Genomic DNA, 8,254 nt, shown 5'->3' with positions numbered 1-8,254 from the left:
TTACTTCCGTACAACTGACGTGACTGGCACCATCGAACTGCCGGAAGGCGTAGAGATGGTAATGCCGGGCGACAACATCAAAATGGTTGTTACCCTGATTCACCCGATCGCGATGGACGATGGTCTGCGTTTCGCAATCCGTGAAGGCGGCCGTACCGTTGGCGCTGGCGTGGTAGCAAAAGTTCTCAGCTAATCGCTGATAACATTTGACGCAATGCGCAATAAAAGGGCATCATTTGATGCCCTTTTTGCACGCTTTCGAACCAGAACCTGGCTCATCAGTGATTTTTTTTGCCATAATCATTGCTGAGACAGGCTCTGTAGAGGGCGTTAAGTCCGAAACGCAGCAGAGCATTTCGGTTTGGTTGCCTCGCTCTCGCGGGGCAAAATTATTTGTCTGAATTCTTGTGACAGGTTGGTTTATGAGTGCGAATACCGAAGCTCAAGGGAGCGGGCGCGGCCTGGAAGCGATGAAGTGGGTGATCGTTGCTGCGCTGCTGATTGTGGCCATCGTAGGCAACTTCCTTTATCGTGACATTATGCTGGCGGTGCGTGCGCTGGCTGTAGTGATTCTGATCGCTGCTGCCGGTGGCGTCGCGCTGTTAACCACTAAAGGTAAGGCGACTGTCGCCTTCGCCCGTGAAGCGAGAACCGAAGTCCGCAAGGTTATCTGGCCAACTCGCCAGGAAACGCTGCACACCACGCTGATTGTTGCTGCGGTTACTGCGGTAATGTCACTGATCCTGTGGGGACTGGATGGTATTCTGGTTCGCCTGGTATCCTTTATCACTGGCCTGAGGTTCTGAGATGTCTGAAGCTCCTAAAAAACGTTGGTACGTCGTTCAGGCGTTTTCCGGTTTTGAAGGTCGCGTAGCTACCTCGTTGCGTGAACATATCAAATTACACAATATGGAAGAGTTGTTTGGCGAAGTCATGGTGCCGACCGAAGAAGTGGTCGAGATCCGTGGTGGCCAGCGCCGCAAGAGCGAGCGCAAATTCTTCCCGGGTTACGTTCTGGTCCAGATGGTAATGAACGACGCAAGCTGGCACCTGGTGCGCAGCGTACCGCGCGTGATGGGCTTTATCGGCGGTACTTCTGACCGTCCGGCACCGATCAGCGATAAAGAAGTGGATGCGATCATGAATCGCCTGCAGCAGGTTGGCGATAAGCCGCGTCCGAAAACTCTGTTCGAGCCGGGTGAAATGGTACGCGTTAGCGATGGTCCGTTCGCTGACTTTAACGGCGTGGTTGAAGAAGTTGACTACGAGAAATCTCGTCTGAAGGTCTCTGTTTCCATCTTTGGCCGTGCTACTCCGGTTGAACTGGACTTTGCCCAGGTAGAGAAAGCCTAACCGGCGATCAAAAAAGCAGCGATTTAATCGTTGCATGAGGCGCGAAATTGACATACAATTTCGCGCCTTTTGTTTTTATGGGTCTGATTCCCATAAAGCGATATTTATCACGGGGAGCCTTTTCAGGCGCTACACCCAAACGAGGAAATTTAAATGGCTAAGAAAGTACAAGCCTACGTCAAGCTGCAGGTTGCAGCTGGTATGGCAAACCCGAGTCCGCCGGTTGGTCCAGCACTGGGTCAGCAGGGTGTGAACATCATGGAATTCTGCAAAGCGTTCAACGCCAAAACTGAATCCATGGAAAAAGGTCTGCCGATTCCGGTTGTTATTACCGTTTACGCTGACCGTTCTTTCACTTTCGTTACCAAAACTCCGCCGGCAGCAGTTCTGCTGAAAAAAGCGGCTGGTATCAAGTCTGGTTCCGGTAAACCGAACAAAGACAAAGTGGGTAAAATTTCCCGCGCTCAGCTGCAGGAAATCGCGCAGACCAAAGCTGCCGACATGACTGGTTCCGACATTGAAGCGATGACTCGCTCCATTGAAGGTACTGCACGTTCCATGGGCCTGGTAGTGGAGGACTAAGAAATGGCTAAACTGACCAAGCGCATGTCCGTGATTCGTGACAAAGTTGATGCGACCAAACAGTACGACATCAACGAAGCCATCTCTCTGCTGAAAGAACTGGCTACTGCTAAGTTCGTTGAAAGCGTAGACGTTGCCGTTAACCTCGGCATCGACGCTCGTAAATCTGACCAGAACGTCCGTGGCGCGACTGTACTGCCGCACGGTACTGGCCGTTCCGTTCGCGTAGCCGTATTTGCCCAGGGCCCGAACGCTGAAGCTGCTAAAGCTGCAGGCGCCGAGCTGGTAGGTATGGAAGATCTGGCTGACCAGATCAAAAAAGGCGAAATGAACTTTGACGTTGTTATCGCTTCTCCGGATGCAATGCGCGTTGTTGGCCAGCTGGGCCAGGTTCTGGGTCCGCGCGGCCTGATGCCAAACCCGAAAGTGGGTACCGTTACTCCGAACGTTGCTGAAGCTGTTAAGAACGCTAAAGCAGGTCAGGTTCGTTATCGTAACGACAAAAACGGCATCATCCACACCACCATCGGTAAAGTGGACTTTGACGCTGACAAACTGAAAGAAAACCTGGAAGCTCTGCTGGTTGCGCTGAAAAAAGCAAAACCGACTCAGGCTAAAGGCGTGTACATCAAGAAAGTTAGCATCTCCACCACCATGGGTGCTGGTGTTGCCGTTGATCAGGCTGGTCTGAGCGCTTCTGCGAACTAAGATTAGCTTTACGTGGGCGGTGGATTTGTCTACAATTCTACCCCCACGATTCTGTTAGCTTCGGCCAGACAGATAAAAACAGATTTGTTCGTTGGAGCCTGGCCTATCCAGGCCTCCGTCGAAGACCGCAGGTGTTTCGTCAGAAACTTAATCCCCTGCGTAGACGGTGACAGAACGCTAAGATTATTTTTTTGGATACTCTGGCTTGTTTCTGCTCACCGTATTAAAGACGCTCTTTCGTTGGAAAGAGTGAAGTGAGTTCCAGAGCATAAGCTCTGGCAAACATCCAGGAGCAAAGCTAATGGCTTTAAATCTTCAAGACAAACAAGCGATTGTTGCTGAAGTCAGCGAAGTAGCCAAAGGTGCGCTGTCTGCAGTAGTTGCGGATTCCCGTGGCGTTACTGTTGATAAAATGACTGAACTGCGTAAAGCAGGTCGTGAAGCTGGCGTTTACATGCGTGTTGTTCGTAACACCCTGCTGCGCCGCGTCGTTGAAGGTACTCAGTTTGAGTGCCTGAAAGACACGTTTGTTGGTCCGACCCTGATTGCATACTCTATGGAACACCCGGGCGCTGCCGCTCGTCTGTTCAAAGAGTTCGCGAAAGCGAATGCAAAATTTGAGGTCAAAGCTGCAGCCTTTGAAGGTGAGCTGATCCCGGCGTCGCAAATCGACCGCCTGGCAACTCTGCCGACCTACGAAGAAGCAATTGCACGCCTGATGGCAACCATGAAAGAAGCTTCGGCTGGCAAACTGGTTCGCACTCTGGCTGCTGTACGCGATGCGAAAGAAGCTGCTTAATCGCAGTTGTCTTTATAAAGCGCTCGCTTACGTATAAACTTATTCTGATATTCAGGAACAATTTAAATGTCTATCACTAAAGATCAAATCATTGAAGCAGTATCCGCTATGTCCGTAATGGACGTTGTTGAGCTGATCTCTGCAATGGAAGAAAAATTCGGTGTTTCCGCTGCTGCTGCTGTAGCTGTAGCTGCTGGCCCGGCTGAAGCTGCTGAAGAAAAAACTGAATTCGACGTAATTCTGAAAGCTGCAGGCGCTAACAAAGTTGCTGTTATCAAAGCAGTACGTAGCGCAACTGGCCTGGGTCTGAAAGAAGCTAAAGACCTGGTAGAATCTGCACCGGCTGCACTGAAAGAAGGTATCAGCAAAGACGACGCTGAAGCTCTGAAAAAATCTCTGGAAGAAGCTGGCGCTGAAGTTGAAGTCAAATAAGCCAACCCTTCCGGTTGCAGCCTGAGAAATCAGGCTGAGGCTGGTGACTTTTTGGTCACCAGCCTTTTTGCGCTGTAAGGCACCAGTAGCGTTTCACGCTGTTTGACTACTGGGTTGTCCTTTCAATGCTTGTTTCTATAGACGACTTAATATACTGCGACAGGTCAGGGCCCCTGAGCTGTGTAAATCGCAACGAAATGGTTTAAGCGTGATAGAAACAGGCATTGCGGAAAGTGTTCCATTTTCCGGTCCACAAAATAGTGTTGCATAAAAAACTGCCTTATTTGGGCAGACGGGTCGACTTGTCAGCGAGCTGAGGAACCCTATGGTTTACTCCTATACCGAGAAAAAACGTATTCGTAAGGATTTTGGTAAACGTCCGCAGGTTCTGGACATACCTTATCTCCTTTCCATCCAGCTTGACTCGTTTCAGAAGTTTATCGAGCAAGATCCTGAAGGGCAGTACGGTCTGGAAGCTGCTTTCCGTTCCGTGTTCCCGATTAAAAGCTACAGCGGTAACTCTGAGCTGCAATACGTCAGCTACCGTCTGGGCGAACCTGTTTTTGATGTTAAAGAATGTCAGATCCGTGGCGTGACCTACTCGGCACCGCTGCGCGTTAAACTGCGTCTGGTGATCTACGAGCGTGAAGCGCCGGAAGGCACCGTTAAAGACATTAAAGAACAAGAAGTCTACATGGGCGAAATTCCGCTCATGACCGACAACGGTACCTTTGTTATCAACGGTACTGAACGTGTTATCGTTTCTCAGCTGCACCGTAGCCCGGGCGTCTTCTTTGACTCTGACAAAGGTAAGACTCACTCTTCCGGTAAGGTCCTGTATAACGCACGTATCATTCCTTACCGCGGTTCCTGGCTGGACTTCGAGTTTGATCCGAAAGACAACCTGTTTGTCCGTATCGACCGTCGTCGTAAGCTGCCGGCCACCATCATCCTGCGCGCGCTGAATTACACCACTGAGCAGATCCTTGACCTGTTCTTCGAGAAAGTGGTCTTTGAAATTCGCGACAACAAGCTGCAGATGGAACTGGTACCGGAGCGTCTGCGCGGTGAAACAGCTTCCTTCGACATCGAAGCGAACGGCAAAATCTACGTCGAGAAAGCCCGTCGTATTACCGCTCGCCATATCCGTCAGCTGGAAAAAGACGATATCAAGCATATCGAAGTTCCGGTTGAATATATTGCGGGTAAAGTTGCGGCCAAAGATTACATCGATGAAGCCACTGGCGAACTGATCTGCCCGGCGAACATGGAGCTGAGCCTGGATCTGCTGGCGAAACTGAGCCAGTCCGGTCACAAGCGCATCGAGACCCTGTTCACCAACGATCTGGACCACGGTCCGTACATTTCTGAAACGGTACGCGTCGACCCGACTAACGATCGTCTGAGCGCGCTGGTAGAAATCTACCGCATGATGCGCCCGGGTGAGCCGCCGACTCGTGAAGCGGCTGAAAGCCTGTTTGAGAACCTGTTCTTCTCCGAAGACCGCTACGATCTGTCTGCGGTAGGTCGTATGAAGTTCAACCGTTCTCTGCTGCGTGACGAAATCGAAGGTTCCGGTATCCTGAGCAAAGACGACATCATCGAAGTGATGAAGAAGCTCATCGATATCCGTAACGGTAAAGGCGAAGTCGATGATATCGACCACCTCGGCAACCGTCGTATCCGTTCCGTAGGCGAAATGGCGGAAAACCAGTTCCGCGTTGGCCTGGTACGTGTGGAGCGTGCGGTGAAAGAGCGTCTGTCTCTGGGCGATCTGGATACCCTGATGCCTCAGGATATGATCAACGCCAAGCCGATTTCTGCAGCAGTGAAAGAGTTCTTTGGTTCCAGCCAGCTGTCTCAGTTTATGGACCAGAACAACCCGCTGTCCGAGATTACGCACAAGCGCCGTATCTCCGCACTCGGCCCAGGCGGCCTGACCCGTGAACGTGCGGGCTTTGAAGTTCGAGACGTACACCCGACTCACTACGGTCGCGTATGTCCAATCGAAACGCCTGAAGGTCCGAACATCGGTCTGATCAACTCCCTGTCCGTGTACGCACAGACTAACGAATACGGCTTCCTCGAGACTCCGTATCGTAAAGTGACCGACGGTGTTGTGACCGACGAAATTCACTACCTGTCTGCTATCGAAGAAGGCAACTACGTTATCGCTCAGGCGAACTCCAACCTGGATGACGAAGGCCACTTTGTAGAAGATCTGGTGACCTGCCGTAGCAAAGGCGAATCCAGCTTGTTCAGCCGCGATCAGGTTGACTACATGGACGTTTCCACCCAACAGGTGGTTTCCGTCGGTGCGTCACTGATCCCGTTCCTGGAACACGATGACGCCAACCGTGCATTGATGGGTGCGAACATGCAACGTCAGGCGGTTCCGACTCTGCGCGCTGATAAGCCGCTGGTTGGTACCGGTATGGAACGTGCTGTTGCCGTCGACTCCGGTGTTACTGCAGTTGCTAAGCGTGGCGGTACCGTACAGTACGTCGATGCATCCCGTATCGTTATCAAAGTTAACGAAGATGAGATGTACCCGGGCGAAGCAGGTATCGACATCTATAACCTGACCAAGTACACCCGTTCTAACCAGAACACCTGCATCAATCAGATGCCTTGCGTGTCCCTGGGTGAGCCAATTGAGCGCGGCGACGTGCTGGCAGACGGTCCGTCCACCGACCTTGGTGAACTGGCTCTCGGTCAGAACATGCGCGTAGCGTTCATGCCGTGGAACGGCTACAACTTCGAAGACTCCATCCTCGTCTCCGAGCGTGTGGTTCAGGAAGATCGTTTCACCACGATTCATATTCAGGAACTGGCGTGTGTGTCCCGTGACACCAAGCTGGGGCCGGAAGAGATCACCGCTGATATCCCGAACGTGGGTGAAGCTGCGCTCTCTAAACTGGATGAATCCGGTATCGTTTACATCGGTGCAGAAGTGACCGGCGGCGACATTCTGGTTGGTAAGGTAACGCCGAAAGGTGAAACCCAGCTGACGCCAGAAGAGAAACTGCTGCGTGCGATCTTCGGCGAGAAAGCGTCTGACGTTAAAGACTCTTCTCTGCGCGTACCAAACGGTGTTTCCGGTACGGTTATCGACGTTCAGGTCTTCACCCGCGATGGCGTGGAAAAAGACAAACGTGCGCTGGAAATCGAAGAGATGCAGCTGAAGCAGGCCAAAAAAGACCTGTCTGAAGAACTGCAGATCCTCGAAGCTGGCCTGTTTGGTCGTATCTACGCGGTGCTGGTTGCCGGTGGTGTTGAAGCTGAGAAGCTCGACAAGCTGCCGCGCGATCGCTGGCTGGAACTGGGCCTGACCGACGAAGAGAAACAAAATCAGCTGGAACAGCTGGCTGAGCAGTACGACGAACTGAAACACGAGTTCGAGAAAAAACTCGAAGCAAAACGCCGCAAAATCACTCAGGGCGACGATCTGGCACCGGGCGTGCTGAAGATTGTTAAAGTGTATCTGGCCGTTAAACGTCAGATTCAGCCGGGTGACAAAATGGCAGGTCGTCACGGTAACAAGGGTGTTATTTCTAAGATCAACCCGATCGAAGATATGCCTTACGATGAAAACGGTACGCCGGTCGACATCGTACTGAACCCGCTGGGCGTACCATCTCGTATGAACATCGGTCAGATTCTGGAAACCCACCTGGGTATGGCTGCGAAAGGCATCGGTGAGAAAATCAACGCGATGCTCAAACAGCAGCAGGAAGTCGCCAAACTGCGCGAGTTCATCCAGAAAGCGTATGACCTGGGTACCGATGTTCGTCAGAAGGTCGATCTGAATACCTTCACCGATGATGAAGTTCTGCGTCTTGCTGAAAACCTGAAAAAAGGTATGCCGATCGCCACGCCGGTATTCGACGGTGCGAAAGAGTCTGAAATCAAGGAACTGTTACAGCTGGGTGGCCTGCCGACTTCCGGTCAGATCACTCTGTTCGACGGTCGTACCGGCGAGCAATTCGAGCGCCAGGTTACCGTTGGCTACATGTACATGCTGAAACTGAACCACCTGGTTGATGACAAGATGCATGCGCGTTCTACCGGTTCTTACAGCCTGGTTACTCAGCAGCCGCTGGGTGGTAAGGCTCAGTTCGGTGGTCAGCGCTTCGGTGAGATGGAAGTGTGGGCGCTGGAAGCTTACGGCGCAGCATACACCCTGCAGGAAATGCTCACCGTTAAGTCTGATGACGTCAACGGTCGTACCAAGATGTATAAAAACATCGTGGACGGCAACCATCAGATGGAACCGGGCATGCCGGAATCCTTCAACGTACTGTTGAAAGAGATTCGCTCGCTGGGCATCAACATCGAACTGGAAGACGAGTAACTCTCGCTCAAACAGGTCACTGGTGC

The 8,254-nt window shown here is 51.9% G+C and carries 8 protein-coding genes; all 8 read left to right on the top strand.

The window, feature by feature from the left end:
- Positions 1-193 (top strand): EF-Tu C-terminal domain-related protein (locus tag AC007G_RS27425; protein WP_001478560.1); only part of this gene is annotated, 193 nt, incomplete at its 5' end.
- 229 nt (positions 194-422) lie between these two features.
- Entirely contained in the window at positions 423-806 is a 384-nt protein-coding gene (gene secE / locus AC007G_RS27420) for a preprotein translocase subunit SecE (RefSeq protein ID WP_004118411.1), read from the top strand.
- A 1-nt stretch (position 807) separates the two neighbouring features.
- Positions 808-1,353, top strand: a complete 546-nt coding sequence (gene nusG / locus AC007G_RS27415) for a transcription termination/antitermination protein NusG (protein ID WP_002438628.1) — start codon at positions 808-810, stop codon at positions 1,351-1,353.
- A gap of 153 nt (positions 1,354-1,506) precedes the next feature.
- Positions 1,507-1,935 carry a 50S ribosomal protein L11 gene (rplK, locus tag AC007G_RS27410; RefSeq protein ID WP_003862340.1) on the top strand — a complete coding sequence of 143 codons (429 nt, stop codon included), beginning with the start codon at positions 1,507-1,509 and terminating at the stop codon, positions 1,933-1,935.
- 3 nt (positions 1,936-1,938) lie between these two features.
- Complete coding sequence (gene rplA / locus AC007G_RS27405) at positions 1,939-2,643, top strand: 50S ribosomal protein L1 (protein WP_004118413.1); 705 nt, start codon at positions 1,939-1,941, stop codon at positions 2,641-2,643.
- A 301-nt stretch (positions 2,644-2,944) separates the two neighbouring features.
- The gene (gene rplJ / locus AC007G_RS27400) at positions 2,945-3,442 is read left to right on the top strand and encodes a 50S ribosomal protein L10 (RefSeq protein WP_001207203.1); all 498 of its coding nucleotides are present in this window, start codon (positions 2,945-2,947) and stop codon (positions 3,440-3,442) included.
- A gap of 66 nt (positions 3,443-3,508) precedes the next feature.
- Entirely contained in the window at positions 3,509-3,874 is a 366-nt protein-coding gene (rplL, locus tag AC007G_RS27395; protein WP_004118416.1) for a 50S ribosomal protein L7/L12, read from the top strand.
- 325 nt (positions 3,875-4,199) lie between these two features.
- Positions 4,200-8,228, top strand: a complete 4,029-nt coding sequence (rpoB, locus tag AC007G_RS27390; protein WP_032690001.1) for a DNA-directed RNA polymerase subunit beta — start codon at positions 4,200-4,202, stop codon at positions 8,226-8,228.
- Positions 8,229-8,254 lie beyond the last annotated feature (26 nt).

Source organism: Klebsiella sp. CSG-1, from assembly GCF_056521145.1.
This window is presented reverse-complemented; position numbering and strand designations above follow the sequence as displayed.